General features: G+C 40.1%; 21 protein-coding genes, 4 pseudogenes and 1 other annotated feature. Of the genes and pseudogenes, 13 read left to right on the top strand and 12 right to left on the bottom strand.

Annotated elements, in window-relative coordinates; genetic code table 11:
* The 3 genes and pseudogenes from FTU71_RS13245 to adeS all read left to right on the top strand — a co-directional run.
* A pseudogene (locus FTU71_RS13245) lies at window positions 1-82 on the top strand (IS1 family transposase); the annotation flags it as partial.
* A gap of 245 nt (window positions 83-327) precedes the next feature.
* Window positions 328-1,056, top strand: coding sequence for an efflux system response regulator transcription factor AdeR (gene adeR / locus FTU71_RS13240; protein ID WP_032073130.1), 729 nt, complete (start codon window positions 328-330; stop codon window positions 1,054-1,056).
* Window positions 1,046-2,152 carry a two-component sensor histidine kinase AdeS gene (gene adeS, locus FTU71_RS13235; RefSeq protein ID WP_032073131.1) on the top strand — a complete coding sequence of 369 codons (1,107 nt, stop codon included), beginning with the start codon at window positions 1,046-1,048 and terminating at the stop codon, window positions 2,150-2,152. Before adeR ends, adeS begins: the two co-directional genes overlap by 11 nt.
* Window positions 2,153-2,255: 103 nt before the next feature.
* Here the strand turns inward: adeS and FTU71_RS13230 are convergent, their stop codons facing one another.
* From FTU71_RS13230 to FTU71_RS13220, 3 genes are all read right to left on the bottom strand, one after another.
* Window positions 2,256-3,770: an MFS transporter gene (locus FTU71_RS13230; RefSeq protein ID WP_032073148.1), complete on the bottom strand. Its 1,515-nt coding sequence runs from the start codon at window positions 3,768-3,770 to the stop codon at window positions 2,256-2,258.
* A 113-nt stretch (window positions 3,771-3,883) separates the two neighbouring features.
* The gene (locus FTU71_RS13225) at window positions 3,884-6,988 is read right to left on the bottom strand and encodes a multidrug efflux RND transporter permease subunit (RefSeq protein WP_270915313.1); all 3,105 of its coding nucleotides are present in this window, start codon (window positions 6,986-6,988) and stop codon (window positions 3,884-3,886) included.
* On the bottom strand, window positions 6,985-8,148 hold the full coding sequence (locus FTU71_RS13220) for an efflux RND transporter periplasmic adaptor subunit (RefSeq protein WP_032073150.1): 1,164 nt from the start codon (window positions 8,146-8,148) through the stop codon (window positions 6,985-6,987). The genes FTU71_RS13225 and FTU71_RS13220 overlap by 4 nt, the downstream gene beginning before the upstream one ends.
* A 426-nt stretch (window positions 8,149-8,574) precedes the next feature.
* On the opposite strand from FTU71_RS13220, the gene FTU71_RS13215 reads away from it, so the two are divergent.
* Window positions 8,575-9,171 carry a LysE family translocator gene (locus FTU71_RS13215; protein ID WP_074163998.1) on the top strand — a complete coding sequence of 199 codons (597 nt, stop codon included), beginning with the start codon at window positions 8,575-8,577 and terminating at the stop codon, window positions 9,169-9,171.
* A gap of 27 nt (window positions 9,172-9,198) precedes the next feature.
* Here the strand turns inward: FTU71_RS13215 and FTU71_RS13210 are convergent, their stop codons facing one another.
* The 3 genes from FTU71_RS13210 to FTU71_RS13200 all read right to left on the bottom strand — a co-directional run bounded on the left by FTU71_RS13210 (window position 9,199) and on the right by FTU71_RS13200 (window position 10,732).
* Window positions 9,199-10,017, bottom strand: a complete 819-nt coding sequence (locus tag FTU71_RS13210) for an AraC family transcriptional regulator (RefSeq protein ID WP_032073151.1) — start codon at window positions 10,015-10,017, stop codon at window positions 9,199-9,201.
* 130 nt (window positions 10,018-10,147) lie between these two features.
* Window positions 10,148-10,429 (bottom strand): addiction module antidote protein, encoded by a 282-nt coding sequence (locus FTU71_RS13205; protein ID WP_000985610.1) that lies wholly within the window; start codon window positions 10,427-10,429, stop codon window positions 10,148-10,150.
* Entirely contained in the window at window positions 10,430-10,732 is a 303-nt protein-coding gene (locus FTU71_RS13200; protein ID WP_154320144.1) for a type II toxin-antitoxin system RelE/ParE family toxin, read from the bottom strand.
* Window positions 10,733-10,981: 249 nt separating this feature from the next.
* Between FTU71_RS13200 and FTU71_RS13195 the strand changes: the two genes are divergently transcribed.
* Window positions 10,982-11,191: a hypothetical protein gene (locus tag FTU71_RS13195; protein ID WP_004976362.1), complete on the top strand. Its 210-nt coding sequence runs from the start codon at window positions 10,982-10,984 to the stop codon at window positions 11,189-11,191.
* A 249-nt stretch (window positions 11,192-11,440) separates the two neighbouring features.
* Window positions 11,441-12,895, top strand: coding sequence for a SulP family inorganic anion transporter (locus FTU71_RS13190; RefSeq protein WP_026438532.1), 1,455 nt, complete (start codon window positions 11,441-11,443; stop codon window positions 12,893-12,895).
* A 110-nt stretch (window positions 12,896-13,005) separates the two neighbouring features.
* Here FTU71_RS13190 and FTU71_RS13185 read toward each other — a convergent pair whose 3' ends face one another.
* Window positions 13,006-13,296, bottom strand: coding sequence for an addiction module antidote protein (locus FTU71_RS13185; RefSeq protein ID WP_004969304.1), 291 nt, complete (start codon window positions 13,294-13,296; stop codon window positions 13,006-13,008).
* A gap of 1 nt (window position 13,297) precedes the next feature.
* Window positions 13,298-13,594, bottom strand: a complete 297-nt coding sequence (locus FTU71_RS13180; RefSeq protein ID WP_004647749.1) for a type II toxin-antitoxin system RelE/ParE family toxin — start codon at window positions 13,592-13,594, stop codon at window positions 13,298-13,300.
* Window positions 13,595-13,810: 216 nt separating this feature from the next.
* Here FTU71_RS13180 and FTU71_RS14635 point away from each other — a divergent pair, with 216 nt between their 5' ends.
* Complete coding sequence (locus FTU71_RS14635; protein ID WP_004969301.1) at window positions 13,811-13,936, top strand: hypothetical protein; 126 nt, start codon at window positions 13,811-13,813, stop codon at window positions 13,934-13,936.
* Window positions 13,937-14,029: 93 nt separating this feature from the next.
* Here the strand turns inward: FTU71_RS14635 and FTU71_RS13175 are convergent, their stop codons facing one another.
* Complete coding sequence (locus FTU71_RS13175; RefSeq protein WP_004969299.1) at window positions 14,030-15,112, bottom strand: hypothetical protein; 1,083 nt, start codon at window positions 15,110-15,112, stop codon at window positions 14,030-14,032.
* Between the two features lie 168 nt (window positions 15,113-15,280).
* On the opposite strand from FTU71_RS13175, the gene FTU71_RS13170 reads away from it, so the two are divergent.
* From FTU71_RS13170 to FTU71_RS13150, 6 genes and pseudogenes are all read left to right on the top strand, one after another.
* Window positions 15,281-16,606: an ISNCY family transposase gene (locus FTU71_RS13170; protein ID WP_179989167.1), complete on the top strand. Its 1,326-nt coding sequence runs from the start codon at window positions 15,281-15,283 to the stop codon at window positions 16,604-16,606.
* A 466-nt stretch (window positions 16,607-17,072) separates the two neighbouring features.
* Window positions 17,073-17,639, top strand: a complete 567-nt coding sequence (locus tag FTU71_RS13165; RefSeq protein ID WP_006581699.1) for a recombinase family protein — start codon at window positions 17,073-17,075, stop codon at window positions 17,637-17,639.
* A 182-nt stretch (window positions 17,640-17,821) separates the two neighbouring features.
* Window positions 17,822-18,794: pseudogene (locus tag FTU71_RS13160) on the top strand (IS3 family transposase).
* Window positions 18,111-18,227, top strand: a sequence feature (AL1L pseudoknot). Its footprint overlaps the pseudogene before it by 117 nt.
* A gap of 151 nt (window positions 18,795-18,945) precedes the next feature.
* Complete coding sequence (gene floR / locus FTU71_RS13155; RefSeq protein ID WP_000214122.1) at window positions 18,946-20,160, top strand: chloramphenicol/florfenicol efflux MFS transporter FloR; 1,215 nt, start codon at window positions 18,946-18,948, stop codon at window positions 20,158-20,160.
* 27 nt (window positions 20,161-20,187) lie between these two features.
* Window positions 20,188-20,487 (top strand): annotated as a pseudogene (locus tag FTU71_RS14675) (LysR family transcriptional regulator); the annotation flags it as partial.
* Between the two features lie 3 nt (window positions 20,488-20,490).
* A complete protein-coding gene (locus FTU71_RS13150; protein WP_109354582.1) occupies window positions 20,491-21,171 on the top strand; it encodes a LysR family substrate-binding domain-containing protein in 681 nt (226 codons plus the stop codon).
* 197 nt (window positions 21,172-21,368) lie between these two features.
* On the opposite strand, the pseudogene FTU71_RS13145 reads toward FTU71_RS13150, so the two are convergent.
* From FTU71_RS13145 to FTU71_RS13135, 3 genes and pseudogenes are all read right to left on the bottom strand, one after another.
* Window positions 21,369-21,596: pseudogene (locus FTU71_RS13145) on the bottom strand (IS4 family transposase); the annotation flags it as partial.
* A gap of 50 nt (window positions 21,597-21,646) precedes the next feature.
* Window positions 21,647-22,501: a hypothetical protein gene (locus FTU71_RS13140; RefSeq protein WP_179990508.1), complete on the bottom strand. Its 855-nt coding sequence runs from the start codon at window positions 22,499-22,501 to the stop codon at window positions 21,647-21,649.
* A 98-nt stretch (window positions 22,502-22,599) separates the two neighbouring features.
* Window positions 22,600-22,721: integrase core domain-containing protein (locus FTU71_RS13135; protein WP_179989171.1), on the bottom strand; the 122-nt coding region annotated here is incomplete at its 5' end.

The following is a 22,721-nucleotide window of genomic DNA, read 5'->3' as shown; positions in this document are numbered from 1 at the left end:
GCAAAGTCATTATGAATCTCTCGAAGTAGATGAGTTCTGGAATTTTGTTGGAAATAAAAAGAATAAACAATGGCTTATTTTTGTTCAAAAGTCATATTTTACCTCGGAGAAACCGGACATTTTTATTTTGGAGTTACATCTCTGTTTCGTATAACAGCCATTATGTTAAATGAATGATAATTGACATTTTGTTCATTAATACTGATATGCAACGAATTTTATTATATGTCACCCCTCAATTACAAATATAAATGACTGCTCGTCTAATCATCTCCATTACACAATTAAATGTTAAAATGCATAGCTACTTCATCTAAGATAAAATATATGTATCCAAATCTACAGCACAGCTTCGAAAACAGCGTCATTCTCGTTGTAGAAGATGATTATGATATTGGTGACATTCTTGAAAAATACATAAAAAATGAAAACATGCAGGTCATCCGTGCATTGGATGGACAACAAGCTTTAGAGTGCCTAAAAGCCAACTCTATCGACCTGATTCTCCTTGATATTAAATTACCCAAACTAAATGGCTGGGAAATTCTACAAATCATCCGTCAAACAAGTCATTTACCTGTCATTATGCTGACTGCCTTAGATGATCAAGTGAATAAGATCATGGGGCTAAAAATGGGTGCTGATGACTTTATTATTAAGCCATTTAACCCAAACGAAGTGATTGCACGAATACAAGCCGTACTTAGACGAAGTACAAGCCAAAATATGGAAATAACTAATATTATTCGTTATAGAAATATTGAAATTAATCCAGATCATCATCAAGTTTACATTTCAAATGGTCAAAGAAATCAGTTGCTCAACCTTACGTTAACTGAGTATAAGATACTGTTTTTGATGGCAAAAACACCGAATAAAGTCTTTACACGTAATGAATTGATCCAAAACTGTATGCCTGAAAGTGATGCTTTAGATCGCACTGTAGATAGCCATATCAGCAAATTACGCAAAAAACTTGAAGAAAATGATGTAAATGGCTTATTAATCAATGTCCGTGGCGTGGGGTATCGCTTAGATCAAAATCATGAAATTTAACTTTTTTAAAAATTCTGTTGGAATTAACTTCCAGTTTATTATCATGATGAGCCTATTCAATTTAGGCATTACGCTGTTATCTTTCATGATTGGCTATTTTGTTTATAGCTGGGCGATAAAAATAGGTTTTCTAAATACACAAGTTATTAATTCAAATGAATTTTCAGTTACCTCCGTTGACTTTATCTGGCTGTTTTTAGTGCTATTAACAGGCTTTTTTCTTTCTACTATCCTCGCCTTTAAATATGGAAAACGCTATACACAGCCAATTAGTGATTTAGCAGATGTTATTCAACAAATTCAACAAGGCAATTTAGCACTCAGAATTAAACAGCCACATCATGATATTCCACATGAAATCAAGTCTCTTATTGAGAACTTCAATGAAATGGCAAACCAACTTGAAGTATCAGTTAAGAATTCAACTGTTTGGAATGCTGCAATTGCACATGAATTACGAACACCTGTGACAATATTACAAGGTCGCTTGCAAGGTATTGTCGATGGTATATTTATTGCCGATAAAGCTTTACACCTAAGCTTATTGAACCAAGTCGAAGGCTTATCTTACCTTGTGGAAGATTTACGGACACTGACACTTATTGAAAATAAACAATTACGATTAGAACTAGAAAAGACCAATTTAAAAAATAGTATTGAAAAATGTCTGCAGATGTTTAATGAACGGTTTCATGTTAAAGGTTTAACTATTGTTTTAAATTTGACGGATAAATTGGTTTGCGTTGATATAAGAAGGATGGAACAGGTCTTTATTGCATTGTTCTCTAACTTTCTAAGATATTCGAATGCTGGAAAAATAAATATTACATCTGTAACCACAGCAGAACATTGGGTATTGACGTTTGAAGATGAAGGTCCTGGTATTGATGAATCGCATCTTAAACACCTGTTCAAACCCTTCTATCGACTGGAAGACTCTAGATCATGTCTAGATGGCGGTACTGGATTAGGCTTGGCAGTGATTGATGCAATTATTGAAGCACACCAAGGTCATATTTATTATTCTAAATCCAAAAACTTAGGTGGCAGCTGTTTTACTATTCAACTAAATCGTAAGACATCAACTCATTTATAATGTGTTAAGTTCAGATTAATACGGCTTAATTTAAACCATAAATTTAAGATAAATTGATGTCTGAACTTAACCATTCTGTTTGATGATCCTCAAATAAATTTCATCACAATGAATTCTCATCTCGATATTTAGCTAGCATAAAAAATACCACAATGGAGAGTATCCCGATGATAATCCCTGCTGTTAATAATAAATTAACATGAGCTGAACTGAAGGCAATTTTACCTGCGTTAATCAATGCTGTACCTTGTTCAACGGGTAACTGGCTCGCCACTAAATAGGTATCACCAATCGAAAGTCTGGCTTTTTCTGCTAAAACAGCAGTTAAATCTGACGGCACTTGAAGATGACTGCCAAATATATAGGCCATGAAAACACCAAATAAAGTAATACCTAGTCCTGTACCCAGTTCATAACCTGTACTTTCAAGTGAACCTGCCGCACCGCCCTTTTCTGCAGGTACTGAGCCCATGATCGCAATGGATGAAGCTGTTAAACCAATACTCAGTGTTAATCCAATCGAAGCTAAAATAAAGGGAACGATGATTCCCGGATGATGAAAATCTGAATAACTCAAACTGACCAACGCAATTGCTGCCAATATTAATGACATGGTCGCAACCAGACGGAGTCCAAATTTATTGGATAAAAAACCAGCAATAGGCCCGCCAATAGCGGCCGCAACCATAATCGGAACCATAAAAAGACCGGCTTGCAGCGGTGTTAAACGAATGACATATTGCAGCTCCATTGCCAAAGTTAACTCAACCCCTGCCAAAGCGCCTGCAGCAACCATTGCCATAATAATGCCGGCTAAAATAGCAGGACGTGAAAATAGCGAAAGATCTAGCATCGGCTGAGGAGAATTCAGCTGTTTGCGTACAAATATGGTTAATAAGCCGATAGATAAAACGACCAAAGGCAAGACAATCAACAACGACTGTTTACCGCCTAAGCCTGCTTTTAGTGCATATACAAACGAAATCAAACCGACAATCAGCAATAGCGCTTGACCAAATGCCCAATGTCCAGGGGTTATAGCTTCTTTTCGGGACAATAAGAAATAGCACATTGGTGCGACAACCAGCATGATTGGGACGTTAATCAGGAAAACTGAACCCCACCAGAAATATTCTAACAATCCCCCACCAATGAGCGGTCCAATGGCGGCACCGGCTGATCCGATTGTGCCCCAAATACCCAGCGCAATGGCACGTTCGCGACTGTCTTCGAAGGTTCTGCGAATAATACCCAATACACAGGGCATAATCATGGCACCGCCTAATGCTAATAAAGCACGTGCGGCAATCAGCATAGAAGCCGTTTGGGAAAATGCCGCAAGGACTGAGGCAATTCCAAATATAACCAAGCCAATCAGCAGAATCTTACGATTGCCGACACGATCAGCCAAAGTTCCCATCGGAACTAAAAGTCCAGCCATAAGTAATGGATAAATATCAATAATCCATAAGACTTGGTTACTTGTGGCACTCAGCGATTGGGTTAATGAGGGAACCGCAACATGCAGTACAGTCATATCAATCACAATCGGCAGAAATGCAAGCACGACAGCGAGCAATATCCACCAGCGTTTCGGATCAAGATTGGTAGCTTTCATGATTAAACCTATATTGATGGTTTATTAAATCAATTCTGAAATAAAGATGTAAATGAAAGATTTGTTGTGGGCTAAACTCGTTAACCCACAGCTTTTATTCTCAGTTTTGATGCTTAATGTGCCGCTTTACGTTTCGAGAATTTCTCAACCATGCTCATGACGACAATAAAGAAAATCGGTACAAAAATAACAGCTAGAATTGTTGCGCTGATCATGCCGCCAAAGACGCCTGTACCAATCGCTTTTTGAGTTTCAGAACTAGCGCCACTGGCAATGACTAAAGGAATAACGCCACAGGTAAATGCCAAAGATGTCATTAGGATTGGACGTAAGCGCAATTTAGCGGCTGCAACGGTTGCCTCCACTAAACCCATTCCTTCTTCTCTTAGTGCTTTTGCAAACTCAACAATCAAAATAGCATTCTTTGCAGATAGACCAATAATCGTGATCATGCCGACCTTAAAGAAAATATCATTTGGCATACCACGTAACATTACTGCTAAAAAGGCGCCAATCAACCCTAGAGGGACAACTAGCATCACAGAGAATGGAATTGACCAGCTTTCATAAAGCGCTGCCAAGACAAGGAAAACGACTAACATCGACAACAGTAATAAAAACAAGGTTTGTGATTCCGACTGTTTTTCTTCTAGAGAAATCCCAGTCCACTCATAACCCACACCTTTCGGAAGTTGTTCAATCAAATTTTCCATCTCAGTCATGGCTTGTCCTGAAGATATACCTGCTGCTGGACTGCCAGAAATACTCAATGATGGACGACCGTTGTAACGATTGTATTGTTGTGGGGAATGTTGCCAAATTGGAGTAATTATTTCAGACATTGAAACCAATTTACCGCTTTGACTGTTCACCTTAATCTGAAGAATATCTTCAATACTCATGCGTGATTTGGCATCAAGTTGCACAATGACTTGCTGCATACGGTCATGATTTGGAAAATCATTGATATACATCGAACCCATTGAGGTTGAAATAATATCGGTCACATCACTGAAATTAACACCTAATGCCTGCAATTTATCTCTATCAATTTTAAGCTGTACAGAACTGCCATCTGGCAAACCTTCAGGATAGACCTCCGCCACGATTTTACTTTGTGCTGCTAATGCTAAAAGCTGATCTTGTGCTTCTCTTAAAGCAGGCATGCCAATATTGCCACGATCTAATAATCTCAGTGAAAAACCAGATGAGTTACCCAATTCATCAATTGCTGGTGGTAACACAGACATGGTTTGACCTTCTGAACTTTCAGCCATCGCTATATTGGCATTATTCACGACTTCTTGTGCCGTAATAGTACGCTCTTCGAATGGCAATAGATTGGTAAAATACATCGCTGTATTCTGACCAGATCCACTAAAACCAAAACCTAAGACCGCCATATTGTCTTTAATCCCCGTTTCTTGGTCTAAATAATTTTGAAACTCAGCAACGACTTTACGGGTACGTTCTTGAGTTGCATCCGCAGGAAGTTGAATCGAAGTCATAAACCACCCCTGATCTTCTTCTGGCATAAACGCAGTCGGAACGTGTTTAAAACTAAAAATCAGCACAATGACAATGCCTAAGAAACATAACATTGCGAGGGTTTTATGTTTAATTACTTTAAATAAACTGCGTTCATAGCGATTGTTCAGCTTCTCAAAACTGCGATCAAACGATGCAAAAACACCCTTTTTCTGATGGTCTTGATCAATCGGTTTTAACATCGTTGCACATAACGCAGGGGTTAATGTCAGTGCAAGGAAAGCTGAGAATAAAATTGAAACCGACATGGTAATGGTGAACTGACGATAGATAATCCCCACTGAGCCTGACGCCAATGCCATCGGCAAGAATACAGCGGCTAACACTAAGGTGATGCCAATAATCGGATTGGTAATTTCCTTCATGGCTTTAGATGTGGCTTCAACTGGAGATAAGCCTTCTGTCGCCATAATGCGTTCAACATTCTCAATGACCACAATCGCATCATCGACAATAATCCCGATCGCAAGCACCATACCGAACATGGTCAGCACATTAATCGAAAAACCAGCAAGCAGCATGACTGAGAATGTGCCAAGCAATGCAATCGGTGCAACAATCGCCGGAATTAAGGTGTATCGAACATTGTGTAAAAAGATAAACATGACAATAAAAACTAATGCCATAGCTTCAAGCAATGTCATGATTACTTTTTCAATCGAGATTTTTACAAAAGGTGCAGTGTCGTAAGGTATAGAGAATTTCATACCATCAGGCAGTGCTGAACCTAACTGTTCAATTTTCGCTTTAACACCTTCTGCAGTCTTGACAGCGTTGGCACCAGGACTCATTTGTATCGCCACAGCTGTAGAGGCTTTGCCATTTTCTAAAATCGCAAAGTTATACATCTGTGCCCCGATTTCGACACGAGCGACATCCGACAGTCGAACATTGGCGCCATTTTGTTGAGCACGTAAACTAATTTTCTTGAATTGCTCTACAGTTTCTAATTGACCTTGAGCAGTTAAAGGAATAGTAATTTGTTGCCCCGTCAAAGCAGGAACATCACCAATACGACCTGGTGATATCGGCAAGTTTTGGTTTTGGATGGCTGTATTCACATCTTGAATACTCAATCCATAAGAAACCAAACGATCTGGATCGACCCAAATCCGCATGGCTTTTTCAGCACCAAAATTTTGGACTTTACCAACACCGTCAACCCGCTTTAATTCTTCAATCACATAGCGAGTCATATAGTCACTGACATCAATTTCACTATATTTGCCATTCGGTGAACTTAAGCCCACCATCATTAAAAAACCAGACGACGCAGCATCGACCATCAGCCCTTGTTGTCGCACTGTTTGAGGTAAGCGTGACTCAATGGCTTTAATTTTGTTTTGCACATCAATTTGTGCAAGTTCTACATCTGTACCTGGTTTAAATGTTGCGGTGATTGTTGCTGTTCCAGAACTATCTGAACTTGAACTGTAATAAAGTAAGTTTTTGACACCTGACATTTCCCGCTCAATCAAGGTCACAACACTATCATTCAATGTTTTTGGCGTAGCACCTGGATAGATTGCCGTAATACTAATCTGTGGTGGCGCAACACTTGGGAATCGTGCAATAGGTAACTTGGGGATGCTTAGTACACCCAACAGAATAATAAATAAAGCAATCACCCATGCAAAAATAGGACGCCTAATGAAAAATTGGGACATTATTGCTGTCCTCCATTTTCCTTAATATTTGTAGGTTGCCACTGCTTAATTTTTAATTTTTGCTCAGGCTGTATACGATCAGCCCCTTCAACAATGACTTTCTCACCTGCTTGTAACCCTTGTTTGATCACATAGTTATTTTGATAACGTTGACCAAGCTGAACAGGCTTGCTTTGCGCTAAACCTTTTTGATTAACAATCGTAACATTGGCTTTACCACTAATATCATGTTGAATCGCTTGTTCTGGAACTAGGAGCGCATTTTCAACTTGAGCTCGGCTCATATTGACTCGAACATACATGCCTGGCAAAAGTTTTTGATTTTCATTATTGGCTAAAATACGGATTGTGACATCACCCGTATCAGGATCAACTTTAGTATCCGAAAATAGGATTTCACCTGTAACGTTATAAGGTTTACCCTGACTATTTAGGATTTCAACCGTATGTTTGGTATTTGACACGTCACCTTGCTGTAAAGCTTCCTGTAGTTTTTCATAATCACTAATTGATTGCTTTACATCAACATAGACTTTATTAATCTGTTGTATTACGGCCATTGCATTAGTATCACCTTGACCAACTAATGCACCCTCAGTCACTAAGATTTCACCAATCGTTCCCGAGATAGGGGCTGTAACAGTCGCATATTTAAGATTAAGTTGTTGTCTGCTTAACATGGCTTGCATTTGCGCCACATCGGCTTTTGCTTTTTGATAATCTGCTTCGGTATTGTTGTATTCCTGCTGACTAACCGCATTTACTTTTACTAATTCAGTGTAGCGTTTTAACAGCACCTGCAAACGTGTCACCTCAGCTTGTGCACGGTTTAAAGTGGCTTGATTGCTTTTTACATCTGCCTGAAATATTTCAGAATTCAATTTAAAAAGCGGTTGACCTGCTTGCACATAAGAGCCTTGCTTAAAAAGTACTTTATCAACAATTCCACCTACTTGCGGGCGAATTTCAGCAATACGGTAAGCGACAACACGGCCTGGAAGATTTTCAATTAAATTCATGGAATGCGGTAATACCGTGATGGTACTGACAACCGCTGGTGGCATTTCTGTTGGGGACTGTTCAGCATCTTTGGCTTGTGTACAGCCGATTAAAAGTACAGTTGTAATAAGTATTGAACCTATTAAATGATAATGTGTTGACATGCTTTTTCAGAGGGGGGGTTTTAGATACTACTATTTTGAAATAGCAGTGTTTATGAATTGCTGATGTTGTGTGGAGATTGTGTGGAGATTGTGTGGAGAGATTAAAAGATTTATTTTTTAATGACACGCTTAAACAGCGTGGCTTGTAAATTAGTATAAATAATTTTGTTGTTCTACAATTTTGATCGTATCTTAGTTTTTTCTCATAGTTCATGAACTTTAAAATTCTAAACCAAGACTAATATTTATATAAGCAATTGAAAATACAATACATAGTTTCTTTATACACTTATGAAGTGAACTTTAGGTGAACATAAGTTAAATAGAAATTTTTAATTAGTTCAGCACAAACGTACAATCTTTAAGGCCTATAACTCGATACCGTTCTCTCTTTGATGTTTATTGCTATCTAATTGAGTGAACTCTGTGGAAATATTTCTTTATACATTAAGCGTTATGTATAGCCCAGGCCCTGTAAATTTTATGGGGCTAAATTCTGGCCTTACAGGTCAATTAAAAAAGACTATAGGATTTTACCTAGGCATTGGTTTCGCCATGTTGATCTTATTCGTATTGTTTGGCTATATAGGTGAAGCTGTTATTCCACATGGATTGATTCATTATATTGCTTTAGCGGGTGCAATTTATACATTCTACTTGGCTATAAAAATGATTAGGGCGAATGTAGAAACAACTCAACAGCAAGAAAGCCATCTAACATTCTTAAATGGCTTATTTATTCAGTTATTAAATCCAAAAGCCATTCTCGTCATTCTACCTGTTACGACAATTATGTACCCTGCAGCCAAAATCACAGGAATCATGATCTTGATAGTTTCTTTACTGATTTCACTTGGTGCTGTTGGCGCACCATTCACCTATGCTCTGGTTGGAAAAGTATTAGGCAACAAAATTGCTAATCCTATCTGGTTTAATCGGCTAAATAAGCTGATGGGTATACTCTTGATTTTATCAGGGCTTTTTATGTTCAAAGATTTTCTTAATGGAATAAATCTGCTGTAGGACAAATTAGCCGTTCAAATCGAACGGCTATCTTTTAATATTTATCATTTTCCATTGAGTGGGAGTTAAACCAAATGTTTTTATAAAATGTCTGGTCATATGACTCTGATCAAAAAAGCCTGCATTTAAAGCAGCATTAACAATAGACTCCCCTTGAGCAAGGTAGAACTTAACTGTTTCTAAGCGACGCATGATCATATAACGGTGTGGGCTAGTTCCAAATAATAATCGGAAATCACGAGAAAGGCTCCAGCGGTCACGATCAGCATGTTTCTCTAAATCTGACAAACTTAAGTTTTCATGTGGATACGCCAAAATACACTCACGCGCTCTCTCTGCTGCCTTGTAGTCAAATTTTTTGTTTTGGTTAGATGAAGTATCTGAAATTTCACACAGTGTAGTTGCCAAATCAAATAGAGCATCTTCCTCTTCTAGGGTATCCATATAATTATTTATATTATTTAGAAAGCTATCCATTGCCCTAAACAGGCGAATATCATTACTTAAGCCATGTCTGATAAAAGGCAAAGGTTTACCCTTTAAAATGGTTTGGATCATCGCTGGTTCGATGTAAATCATTCTATAGCGATAGCCATCTAATGTTCCTGATTCACCATCATGCTTTTCATCCGGGTGTAGAACCATAGTCATGCCTGGCAAGCTATGTTGCAATGTACCTTTGTAATGAAAGTTTTGAACTCCGGAAAGAGTCCTGCCAATAGCATAAGTATCATGTCGGTGAGGTTTATAAGCATAATTGGAAAGAAATGCTTCAATTCTTTCTAATTTATGATTTTGAGTGGGGGATCTCACAATCCAATTATTTCCACTGGAGAAATCAGGCATAATTGATGGCCAATTTTTCGTAGATTCTATTGTAGATTATTTTTCACTTTTCCTAAAATTAACATAATACACGTTATACGAAGTTGAAATGAAAAATGGAGCTTAAAGCTCCCTTTTTTACTAGTTTTTTTTAAATTGCTAAGCGTAAATTCAGTGCTTTTACGACTTTAATAACAGTATCAAAGCTTGGATTTACATCGCCAGAAAGTGCTTTATAAAGACTTTCTCGACCTAAACCAGTGTCTCTTGATAATTGAGCCATTCCTTTAGCTTTAGCAATATTACCTAAAGCTTTTGCAATGAATGCCGCATCACCATTAGATTCATCGATACAGGCTTGTAGGTAAGCTTGCATATCTTCTTCTGTTTTAAGATGTTCAGCACTGTCCCATTTGCGAAGTTTGATAGCCATTTACAGCTCCTCCTCTAAATCTTGTGCTAATTGTAGGGCAAGTTTTATATCTTTACTTTGCGTAGACTTGTCTCCGCCTGCTAAAAGAATAACGACCCTTTGCCCTTGCTTACAGTAATAGATCCTGTAGCCAGGTCCAAAGAAGAAACGTAATTCAGAAACACCTTCACCTACTGGTTCAGTATCTCCAAAGTTTCCATCTTCAACCCGATCAATTCGGACTTGTATACGTCTTTTTGCCTGCAGGTCTTTTAACTTAGTAAACCAGTCATCAAAGACTTCAGTGGTATATATTGAGTACATAAGAGTAATGTATCCTATAGGATACATTCATGCAAGAAATAAACTTGAATGTATGGGGCTACAACAGAATTTCGTATAACCACCATTATGTTAAATAGATAGCAGTTGGGAGATTATTTATTCTTTCAATAGACAAAAACTTGCGGAATTTTTCTTAATTTGTAATCCTTGCGGCCAAGGGTGTCTAGCGTAGCTAAGACAGGTATTCGTTATAGTCGGGCCGCTATAATACGGATGACGAGTGCCTGTATGTTTAACCTAAATATCTTTAACAAGATCTCTAGCGAAGTATTGACCATCAAAAATGATCTTGAGCTGAATTCTGAAAATCAACTGATAACTAAGTATAAGACTTCTACTTCTGAAGATTATAAACAGGCTATTGTTTTGATTTTTAAAGAACGTGGCTATACACGTTTGGAAATAGGTCAATTACTTGGGGAGCCAAAAGCTTCATAAAATACCGATTAAACAAAGCTTGGATATAACATCCAGGCTTTATAAAAAAGTACCTAGCTGTTACCCTTGTCCTGATTTTTTTACTCTAAAACGTTCTTTCATCTTATGACACTTACGCCACCTTAAGTTTATTTATCGTCTTAAATCTGTAAATAACTCATCACTGTCTAGTGATGTGGTGTAGTCGTTTGTGTGTTGTATATATCACATCACTAGCCTATCTGAAAAATTAAAAAACAGGCTATGTTTATGTTATCTAATGTCCGAGAACAGTGGTTCTCTAACATCCGTGGGGATGTACTTGCCGGATTAGTCGTCGGTCTTGCACTCATCCCTGAAGCCATCGCATTTTCAATTATTGCAGGTGTAGATCCTAAAGTTGGTCTATACGCATCCTTCTGTATTGCCGTCGTGATTTCTTTCGTAGGTGGTCGTCCTGCCATGATTTCAGCAGCCACTGGTGCAATGGCGCTGCTTATGGTCACATTGGTCAAAGAGCATGGGCTTGAATATCTGCTGGCAGCAACAATTTTGACAGGCGTGATTCAAATATTGGCAGGCTATTTAAAGCTCGCCAAGTTAATGCGGTTTGTATCTAAATCTGTGGTTATTGGATTCGTAAATGCGTTAGCGATCTTAATTTTCATGGCTCAATTGCCTGAACTGATTAATGTGACCTGGCATGTATATGCTTTTGTTGCTTTAGGTTTAGCAATTATTTATCTATTCCCTCTGGTTCCCAAATTAGGAAAATTACTCCCTTCTCCACTAGTCTGCATCATTGCAATCACATTATTGGCAATCGCTTTAGGAATTGATGTACGGACCGTGGGCGATATGGGGTCTTTACCTGACACACTTCCAATGTTCTTGATTCCAGATATTCCTTTGAATATTGAAACATTGATGATTATTTTGCCTTATTCAGTCGCACTGGCGGCTGTAGGTTTACTTGAATCGATGATGACAGCAACTATCGTGGATGAAATGACTGATACGCCAAGTGATAAATATCAGGAATGTAAGGGACAAGGGATTGCGAATATTGCTTCTGGCTTTATGGGTGGCATGGCCGGTTGTGCAATGATTGGTCAATCTATGATTAACGTAAAATCAGGTGGCCTTACACGCTTATCAACATTCTCTGCGGGCATTTTTCTTCTTATTCTGGTTGTATTTATCAGCGACTGGCTCAAAGTGATTCCAATGGCTGCATTGGTAGCGGTAATGATAATGGTCTCTATCAGTACCTTTGAATGGAGTTCTGTCACTCAGTTAAAAGATAATCCTAAGAGTAGTAATATCGTCATGATTGCGACGGTGATTGTAGTTGTTGCTACGCATAACCTGGCTTTGGGTGTGTTAACAGGCGTATTACTTTCAGCCTTGTTCCTGGCGAATAAACTTGAAAATGATATCCAGGTGACAGCATCTTTTGAAGGAATGGCCCGTTTATATGAGTTGAGAGGTCAGATCTTCTTTAGTTCTTCTGAAAAATTCATGCAAGGTTTTGACTTTAAAGAGGATGTAAAGGAGGTGATTATTGATTTGACCCATTCTCACATTTGGGATGTAACATCAGTCGCCATGCTTGATTCTGTTGTAAATAAATTTCAAAAGAATGGTGCGAATGTCACAGTACGTGGTCTAAATGAAGCCAGTTCGATCATGATTGATAAGTATGGGACACATGCCAGAATTTAAGTTTTAAAAATTCTATATTTATATAGAATTTCTAAAATTAACATAATACACCTTATACGAATCTAAAAATGGGAGCCTTTAGCTCCCATTTTTACTATATTTTTAAAGTTTTAAGCGTGTTGTACTGTGAGTTTTAAGCCTAAAGCATTTACTACACGATTAATCGTATCAAAACGTGGTGCTGAATCCTGACGTAGGGCTTTGTAGAGTGCTTCACGCCCAATCCCTGCTTCTTTAGCGATTTGAGTCATGCCACGAGCTTTAGCAATAACACCAAGTGCATGGGCTAATTCAGCTGGATCATTTTCTTCAAGAACCATATTGAGATACATCACAATGTCTTCTTCAGTTTTGAGCGACTCAGCCATATCAAAACTTGGTAAATCAGCGACTTTAACCATTTTAATCCTCCAATGTTTTCGATAGTTTGACTGCCCGATCGATGTCTTGTTGTTGAGTTGATTTATCTCCACCACCAAGCATTACAATCACAACGTCACCATGTTGGATGTAATACATCCTCCATCCAGAACCGAAGAATTCTCTCATTTCCCAAACGCCATCTTGGAGAGGTTTAATGTCTCCCCAGTTTCCACGTTGAACCTTATCTAATCGACGATTCAGGCGGATACGGGTCATATTGTCTTTAATGCCATCCAACCATTCATCAAATTCTGGAAGACGTTTAATTTCAATCATGAGGATTCCTTATCTTCTCACTATATTGTATTCGATCGAATACAATATGCAAGTAATTTATACGAACATCCATTAATTTCGTATAACACCATTATGTTAAATACATAATTTTTTTGGTTAAAATTTAAACTTTTTTACTGTTTTTCAGGCAAGATGCATATTTTTTTGAAGCCATACTTTCCTTGTCAGATGTTCAAACATTTTAAGGAGAAAGCAATGACACAAACAGCGAATGATCAACGTGCTACAGTAAAAAATCCTAATAATATTCAACATGCGCAGAATCAGGACAACCGTAGCCGACAATTGAATCCTAATCATAAACCTACGAAATCTAAATAAGGATGAAAACTATGAGCACAGCAGGTTGGCCTAGTACTACTGGAAATCCATCAGGTGGTGGCCGAGACAATAATCCACCTCGTAAATAAAAATTTATTTATCTTGTAATATCAATTCAGAAGGCCAAAGATATTGGCCTTCTGAAGGATATTTCTTCAGGAAGGCTTCCCATATCACGATAAAATCTTCTGATGTAGCTAACGTAGAAACGCTGGCTGTTTTTTGAAAATGTTTATAATAAAAGTCTTGCCAAAAATATATTAACCATAGGCCAGCTATGGCATTAATACTTTCAAACCACTTATCTTCTGGAAGTTCATTTTTCAGGAATAAATAATTCTCTTCTGAGACTTGTTCATAAATTTCATCATTTTTAAACTCACCATAAGGTAGACCTAGGAACTCATAGACTTCATTCAAGTAGCATAGTCTTCTGTTTTCTCTAACTTTTTTAATTAGTTGTATAAATTCTTTAATTTGTTCATCTTCGAGAGAAGGATCTAACCATTGCTCAAAACCATTAGTTGGAGGAATAGTCTTCAGAATCTCGACTTTATGTCCTTTTGTTGCTTCAAACTTTGCATTTATCTTTAAGATAAATAAAAGAAAATCTGTAAAAGTTTTTGATGGGAAGTATGGTCGTTTATTTTTAAACTTAAACTTTAATGCTTGGTTTAGTGAGATTGATTGGAATCCCCACTTCTTAGAAATTAAATGATCTAAGTGAATTAAAATTAGCAGTATATTGACGCCAGAATTTCTAAGCATCTCATGACTAATAATATTCTTTAAATCACCGTTAAAGCTAAAGTTATTTACCAGAAAATCATGTAGTTTGCAGACATCTTCATATAAAAAATTATTTTTTTCTAATTCTGAAAATAGCTTTATATGCTCATTCCAATAAAAAAAATCGTTATTCTTAATTGGATATAGTTCTAAGATTTTTAAGCAGTATGCAAAATTATAGTTTTCTTCATCTACAGCTAAAGAAGTTGCTGAATTAAGTACGAAAAACCCCATTTCTGAAGCAAATTCGGATTTAATTTTAACTTTAGCTATTTCATCATTTTTAAATGGAACATTAGTATATTTTTTCTCAATTTTACCTAGTTTCTTAGCCAGGTTTTTATCCATATTTTTCAATATTAAACAGTAGAATTCTAAAGGATTCATGGATGCCCTAATTTTTTAAAAAATCTAAAATTAACATAATACACCTTATACGAAATGCGTTTGTAACTCCAAAATAGAAATGTCCGGTTTCTCCAAAGTAAAAATGTCCGCTTTTAGAATATGCGCTTTTGCGATTATCGAAGCGGACGGTTTGATATGTTGGTGTCTATGTCGGATAAAGAACTTAAACGATTGTCGGTCGTGCAGGAAATCTGCGATCAACGCATAACTCAATCCCAGGCTGCTCAGCTACTTCATATTTCAGAACGTCAGATCAGGCGTTTACTGCAAAAATACAAAGCTCAAGGCCCAGCTGCATTAGCCCATGCCGGTCGTGGTCAAACCAGCAATTCCAGGCTTCCTGAAGAACTCAGGCTCAAGTGCCTCAATATGGTTGCTGAGCAATTCCATGGTTTCGGACCCACTTTAGCGCATGAAAAGCTGACTACCATTCATGGATTCGATATTTCAGTGGAAACCCTGCGTTCCTGGATGATTGCAGCCGATTTATGGATTCCTCGCTCCAAACGCCTGAAACGCCCATATCAGCCTCGTTATAACCGGGACTGTTATGGTGAACTGATCCAAATTGATGGCTCACATCATGACTGGTTTGAAGGAAGAGCCCCTAAATGCTGTCTATTGGTGTTTATCGATGACGCCACAGGAAAATTGCAGCACTTACGCTTCTGTGAGTCAGAATCAGCCTTTGACTATATGATTTCAACACGTTTGTATGTTGAGCAGCATGGTAAGCCTTTAGCCTTCTACAGCGATAAACATTCAGTCTTCAGGGTGAATCAAAGCAGCAAGAAAGACACCAAGATTACGCAATTTGGGCGCGTACTCAGCACCCTGAATATCGATATTATCTTCGCTAATTCACCACAGGCCAAAGGCCGTGTAGAACGAGCCAATAGAACGCTTCAGGACCGTCTGATCAAAGAAATGCGCCTGGAAGGCATCTGTTCGATTGAACAAGCGAATGCCTGGCTACCCTGCTTCATTGAGCAATTCAATCAGAAGTTTGCCAAGATGGCCTTTAATCCCAAGGATCTACACCGGACTGTCACTGAAACAGCCGAAGAATTAGATGATATTTTTACCTGGCGTGAACCCCGCAGAGTCACGAATAGCCTGACGATTACTTATGATAAATGCGTATATCTCCTGGAAAACACGGAAGAAAACCAAAGATTGATTAGTAAGTATCTTGAGTTCCTGGAATACCCGGATGGTACAGTCGCGATTGAATATCAGGGAAGAAAAATCAATTACAGCATCTTCGATAAATTAAGTCAGCTTAACCAGCGAGAGATTGTTGAGAATAAACGTTTAGGTGCAGTTCTCAATCATATTCAACAACAGCATGAAGAATTGGAACAGCAAAACAAACGTAATCGTTCTCAATCTATGCCAAGCAGACGTGCACAGAAGACAGTAATCAAAGAACGAAATCTGAATCCTGTGCTTGACTTGGAAATGTCTGTATAGGACATTTCTATTTGGTTTTAAGGTAGGACATTACTACTTAGGAATAACAGCGTTATAATTCTCTATAGAAATCAATGCTGTAGTTTCTAGTTGATAGCCCATCTTCCCCAAGGTGGGCTTTTTTTATGATTTTTCACGTTCCACGCTTATTATTTAATCAAAAGACCTCTTGCGAAAGTATAGTTTATCTAATTTTTGAATTGGCTAAAACCTCATAAAATATAGCTTTTGGCTGCTTAAAATTTGACTAACGCAAGAATTCTAAAGTTTCTCAACTTTGATTAGCTCAAATAAATACCATTTCTCTTTTTCTAGGTCTCTTTAAATCACGAATTATGTAACTATAGAGTATAGCCTAACGGAACAAAATAAAGTCTTAAAAAGCAACTCAAAAACCGTATTTATAGACTTAATATTTAATTTCGGTACAATATGTATTTAATTATCTAAACTCTAACGGTACAGAATGCCTAATCAGGTCGGATATATTCGAGTCAGTTCAACTGAACAAAATACTGAACGTCAATTAGATGGAATCAGCCTGGATAAGACCTTTACTGAAAAGGCAAGCGGTGGTAGCCGTGAACGTCCTCAGTTAAATGCAATGCTCGACTATCTGCGTGAAGGTGATACGGTGCATGTTCATAGTATTGATCGTCTGGCACGTAATACAAATGATCTGAACGAAATTGTGAATAGTCTGAATGATCGTGGTATAACCATTATTTTTCATAAAGAGAATTTGACCTTCAGTCATGATGTAGCACAATCGGCAATAAATAAACTCATGTTTCAGATGCTTGCTGCATTTGCAGAGTTTGAACGCTCCATGATCCGTGAGCGTCAAAAGGAAGGAATTGCAAAAGCCAAAGCGAAGGGCTTATATAAGGGAAGAAAGCGGAAGGTTGACTATGTTGAAATACGAAAAGCAATGGCTGAAGAAAATTCAACATTTAGAGGTGTTGCAGAAAAGTTTAAAGTAGGGATAGCAACAGTACAAAGAGCTTTAAAAGAAGAAACTAATAATCAATAAGGTTGATTAATGAAGACGCTTAGATATTCAAATTTAGAAAAGATCATGACCATTTATACTGAAATTTCTACTTATATTACATTTCATAATGCGACTGGTTTAACAGATATAAATAAATCAATGGAAGATTTTTGAACCGTACCGGGTTTGTCGGAGACCAAGCTTTCTGAGAGAATGTCCCGATGAAAAAAGTAAAATATACCCCTGAAATCAGAGAAAGAGCGGTTCAATTATTGATTGAATCCGAGAAAGATTATCCATCGAATTGGGCTGCGATCACCGCTATTGCTCCCTGAGCAGTATACTGCGCAAGGGTTGTACTCCTGAAACACTACGTGTTTGGTATCAAAAATATTTAGATAAACAAAATCCAGTTAAAGTACAGCAGCTTTCAGACCAAGAACGTATCAAACAACTCGAACGCGAAAATAAAGAACTGCAACGCGCCAATGAAATTCTACGTAAAGCAGCCGCTTTTTTCGCCCAGGCGGAGCTCGACCGCCCACACAAATAATGGTGGATTTTATCCATAATAATAAAGAGCTGTACGGAGTCGAGGCGATTTGTAGAATTTTACCGATCGCACCTTCAACCTATTACCGGACTCTAGATCTCTGTGAAAATCCAGAACATCGAGCAAAGCGAGATTTACATGACTTGCATCATGCTGAGGAGATTAAACGAATTTGGAAGGAAAGTTCAGGTCGGTATGGTGTACGTAAAGTCTGGCAAAAACTGAAACGTGAAGGCTATATTATTGCGCGCTGTACTGTTGCTCGATTAATGCAAAAGCTAGGTATAAAAGGTGTTTGGCGTGGTAAGAACAAACAAACCACCCGTAGCCGAGATGATCAAAAACGAGCGGATGACTTGGTAAAACGTAATTTTACTGCTGATCATCCTGACCAACTGTGGGTGAGTGACTTTACGTATATTCAAACAAATTCAGGCTGGGTTTATACTGCATTTATTATTGATGTGTTCTCACGAGCAATTGTTGGATGGAAAGTATCGACACGGATGAATACAGATATGGTGCTCGATGCATTGGAGCAAGCATTTAGGGCGGCAGAGGGGGCTGGAACGCTGAGTGCGCCCATGCCGCATTGCAAAGCAAAAGATAATCGGATAAAATGTAGCAATTCATATTCGTAAGCGTGGAGTAATCAGATGGGAAATTCCAAGTCAGCAGACAAGTAAGCCGCAACAACCAGTATTGTTGTTGCGGCGCTCTGTAAGGCTAGTCTCATCTGATTGCTGACGAGCAGACGTCGCCCGGTATTCCTTAATCGAGGGTTGATTCGTCATGACCACCACACGCCCCGCGTGGGCCTATACGCTGCCGGCAGCACTGCTGCTGATGGCTCCTTTCGACATCCTCGCTTCACTGGCGATGGATATTTATCTCCCTGTCGTTCCAGCGATGCCCGGCATCCTGAACACGACGCCCGCTATGATCCAACTCACGTTGAGCCTCTATATGGTGATGCTCGGCGTGGGCCAGGTGATTTTTGGTCCGCTCTCAGACAGAATCGGGCGACGGCCAATTCTACTTGCGGGCGCAACGGCTTTCGTCATTGCGTCTCTGGGAGCAGCTTGGTCTTCAACTGCACCGGCCTTTGTCGCTTTCCGTCTACTTCAAGCAGTGGGCGCGTCGGCCATGCTGGTGGCGACGTTCGCGACGGTTCGCGACGTTTATGCCAACCGTCCTGAGGGTGTCGTCATCTACGGCCTTTTCAGTTCGATGCTGGCGTTCGTGCCTGCGCTCGGCCCTATCGCCGGAGTATTGATCGGCGAGTTCTTGGGATGGCAGGCGATATTCATTACTTTGGCTATACTGGCGATGCTCGCACTCCTAAATGCGGGTTTCAGGTGGCACGAAACCCGCCCTCTGGATCAAGTCAAGACGCGCCGATCTGTCTTGCCGATCTTCGCGAGTCCGGCTTTTTGGGTTTACACTGTCGGCTTTAGCGCCGGTATGGGCACCTACTTCGTCTTCTTCTCGACGGCTCCCCGTGTGCTCATAGGCCAAGCGGAATATTCCGAGATCGGATTCAGCTTTGCCTTCGCCACTGTCGCGCTTGTAATGATCGTGACAACCCGTTTCGCGAAGTCCTTTGTCGCCAGATGGGGCATCGCAGGATGCGTGGCGCGTGGGATGGCGTTGCTTGTTTGCGGAGCGGTCCTGTTGGGGATCGGCGAACTTTACGGCTCGCCGTCATTCCTCACCTTCATCCTACCGATGTGGGTTGTCGCGGTCGGTATTGTCTTCACGGTGTCCGTTACCGCGAACGGCGCTTTGGCAGAGTTCGACGACATCGCGGGATCAGCGGTCGCGTTCTACTTCTGCGTTCAAAGCCTGATAGTCAGCATTGTCGGGACATTGGCGGTGGCACTTTTAAACGGTGACACAGCGTGGCCCGTGATCTGTTACGCCACGGCGATGGCGGTACTGGTTTCGTTGGGGCTGGTGCTCCTTCGGCTCCGTGGGGCTGCCACCGAGAAGTCGCCAGTCGTCTAACCGACGACTGGTAGCAGGCCCGCTCCGATGCGGCGCACTAACCATCGAAACCTCGTGAATGTCGGTATCCTGTCTGGCAGGATACCGCTCATTTCCCTTGTTCAGTTCATCGCCGTCGCCGAGCATCTGAATTTTCGGCATGCGGCCAAGGCACTTGGTATCAGCCAGTCGAGCGTCAGCGCGCGTGTGAAAGCGCTGGAGGATAACCTTGGTGTCCTGCTATTTGAGCGCCATGCGCGGGGCGTTCGGCTAACAGACGCAGGCAGGCACTTCATGGAGCGTGTCACGGCGGGTGTCGATCAACTCGATCACGCAGTGAAGACCGCAGGCATGACAGCTCAAGGAGAATACGGCCGGCTTCGCATCGGCATCCATGCCTTAATCCCACGCAGCTTTCTCACGGAGCTGATCCGTCATTATCGGGAAGAACATACGGGCATTGAGGTTGAGATCACCGAAGGCACAGCCCGCGATGCGGTGATGCAGCTTCGTGCTGACCAGCTCGACGTGGTGTTCGTCGCGGGCAAGCCCGAGATGCCCGACTGCCATACCCGACCGATCTGGACCGAACCGCTGGTGGCCGTGCTATCGGATGGGCATCGCCTCGCCGGGCAGTCCGCAATCACTTGGTCCGATCTGGTCGGCGAGACTTTCATTGTTCGCTATGGTGGCACCGGCCCGCAGGTCCATGACCATATCGTGCTGCGCCTTGCCGGGCGTTGGCCCGCACCGTCGATCCGGCGCTTTGATGTGGGGCGCGACACGCTGCTATCTATGGTCGGACAAGGCTTCGGCATCACTATCGTCGGCGAGGCAACGTCATTGTTGCCGACGACCGGCATCGTCTTCCTGCCCTTCCTCGATGAACCGGAGCCGGTTGCCTTTACAGCCGTCTGGTCGCCGTTCAATCGCAACTCCGCACTGAAAAATCTACTCAACCTCGCAGGCAAAATGAAGCGTGACGGCGATTCGCCCAATCGTTTCCTGGATGGCACTCGACCGGCACGATAACGGCACAGGCGATCCATCCTATTTGCCGCCGATAGTATCCGGCAGCCCTCCGGCATCCTCTTTCCTGTTGCCCGTCCCGATTTTGCCTACTCTCTGATCGGCTCCGTCTCTTTTGCCGACTGGAGCCTGCATTGCGCGGAGGCCGAATCCTTTGGGGTCAGATCGCCGTAGTCATCACCATCGTTCTGGTGATGACACTGAGAAATTTGACGATAATCAAAATACTGACCTGCAAAGAAGCGCTGCATACGTCGATAAAATGATTGTGGTAAACACTTGATGGGCAAGGCTTTAGATGCAGAAGAAAGATTACATGTTTGCTTTAAAATAATCACAAGCATGATGAGCGCAAAGCACTTTAAATGTGACTTGTTCCATTTTAGAGATTTGTTTAAGATAAGATATAACTCATTGAGATGTGTCATAGTATTCGTCGTTAGAAAACAATTATTGTGACATTATTTCAATGAGTTATCTATTTTTGTCGTGTACAGAGATTTTTTTCAATTTCATTTGCAAATTTCAATTCATCTAATTTATTTTCAGATGTTGAGGCTTCAATTTCTTTAACTTTCTCTGAATTAGTCCAATTATTAATCGTATTTGAATTGGTAACATGAGCGGCGGCAGTTAATGATGTCGCCAGCGCATCAAATCCTTGAGCTATTTCAGCTCCTACCGCACTATCTAAAGCTAAAGATTTTCCTGTCTCAATTGCTAAACGGACTGGGCCTGAAATCATTAGTCCTACCGCAAGTTGAACAGTACCTAAATCAACTCCAGTATCTTCACTAATCTGCTTTATATTATTTCCTAAATCAGCAATATTGCTTAATATCGTCATACCAACTGTGGTTTGGGTCGTAACTTTTGTCTCAATGTCAGTTCCTTTCGCATAAATTACTTCTTGTTCATTTACGCCTATTTTAGGTTGTTTAAAAATCGTTTCTAAACCAACACCAGATTGAGCTAATGTATCTAGTTGACTCTGAATTTCACTAAACTCTTTTGCTGCATAGAAAAAATCTAATTTAGAAAATAAAGCTTCAACTTCTTTTGGCTCTATCCCTCGTTTGAGCAATTCACTTGCAACTTTGTCACCAACTACACCCGTTTCTTTATATTCACTTGGTAAATTGTAAAGCCTTGCCTGAATATTATTTAGTGTTTGTAAAGCCTTATCTTTATACTCACCCGCTGGTAAGGCTTGTGCTAAATTTTCTGCACTTTGACGGAAATTCTCTGGCAAATCCTTCTGTTCTTGAATAATCTCCTGTCGTCCAGCTTCTGTCAGTAATCGATGATCAATCGTTACTGAACCATCCAGCATACCTGTGGTCTGATCACGAGTAATTTCTTGGGTATTGTTGATATCACGGTTGGTGGTATGGTAATCCTCCCATAAATAACCGAAGTTAAAAGCAGAGGTTAAGCAGCCATTAGAGGTGGCTTTCCTTTGTTAGCTTGATGTGGTCTTTCATGGTTGTAATGCCACAACCAGTTTGTTGCATAATCTTGTACTTCATCCAAAGTATCAAATAAATGCTTGC

Source organism: Acinetobacter sp. YH12136 (genome assembly GCF_013418545.1).
Lineage (GTDB): Bacteria > Pseudomonadota > Gammaproteobacteria > Pseudomonadales > Moraxellaceae > Acinetobacter > Acinetobacter towneri.
The sequence above is the reverse complement of the archived record's forward strand: the minus strand, read 5'-3'. Positions and strand labels throughout refer to the sequence as shown.